This window comes from Nonomuraea sp. WAC 01424, from assembly GCF_003947315.1.
Classification (GTDB): Bacteria; Actinomycetota; Actinomycetes; order Streptosporangiales; family Streptosporangiaceae; genus Nonomuraea; species Nonomuraea spiralis.
Genome location: NZ_QHHZ01000065.1, coordinates 1 through 889, shown reverse-complemented (window position 1 = coordinate 889; position 889 = coordinate 1). Strand labels below are relative to the sequence as shown.

At 65.4% G+C, this 889-nt stretch carries 1 protein-coding gene; it reads right to left on the bottom strand.

What is annotated here, in order from left to right:
* Window positions 1-748: transposase family protein (locus DMB42_RS52735; RefSeq protein ID WP_125649952.1), on the bottom strand; the 748-nt coding region annotated here is incomplete at its 3' end.
* Window positions 749-889: the final 141 nt, after the last annotated feature.

The window sequence follows — 889 nt, the reverse complement described above, 5'->3', positions numbered from 1 at the left end:
TTTGAAGGACTGCGATGGCCTTGCACAGGTGGCCGGCCTTGGACGGGCTGCAGCGTAGCTTTCGGAGGATCTTCCAGCTCTTCAGCTGGGCGTTCGCGCGTTCGCCGGGTCCGCGGAATTTGGCGTGGGCGCGGTTGGCCCGCTTCTGAGATTCAGGCTTGTCCTTGCCCTTGTACGGGGTGAGAACCGGGCCCTCGGCACCTTGATACGCCTTATCCGCCAAGGTGAGGATGCCCGCCTGGTCCAGTGCACGCAGGATGCCCCAGATGCGAGCGGCGCTCAGGTCATGGGCCTTGCCGGGCAGGGCTCCCGACGTCCACAGGATGGTGCCGTCCGGGGAGGCGATGACCTGCACATTCATGCCGTGCACCCGGTGCTTGCCGGAGAAGTAGGGCCGGTCGGCCTTGATCCGGTCGGTGTGGATCAGCGTGCCGTCCAGCACCAGGTAGTGCAGCCCGTCCCGCTTCGCCTTGCGCAGCGCCTGGCCCAGCTTGGGCGAACGCGCCGACAACAGCGCCACCGTCTCCTCCACATACCGCCACGCGGTCGAGGCCGACACCCCGAAACCGGCCGCGAGCTCGGTATAGGTCTCGGCCTTGCGCAGATAGACCAGCACCAGCAGGGCCTGCTGGCCGGGGTTGAGCCGCCGCCAGATCGACCCGATGGCCTTACGGTGCCGCCGGATGACTCCGGCGACGTAGTTCAGCGTCTGATGCGACAAATCGACGGCAGCACGATAGAACAACACCTGAAGCTCCTGGTTGCGACGGTGTGGATTGTGGTGATCAACCCGTCTACCAGGAGCTTCTTCACGTCACCGGCCGGACACCGGCATCGCGATCATGCTGTGACCAGGGCGCTCGCTGCGGAGCCTGAAAAAGGTTCACTG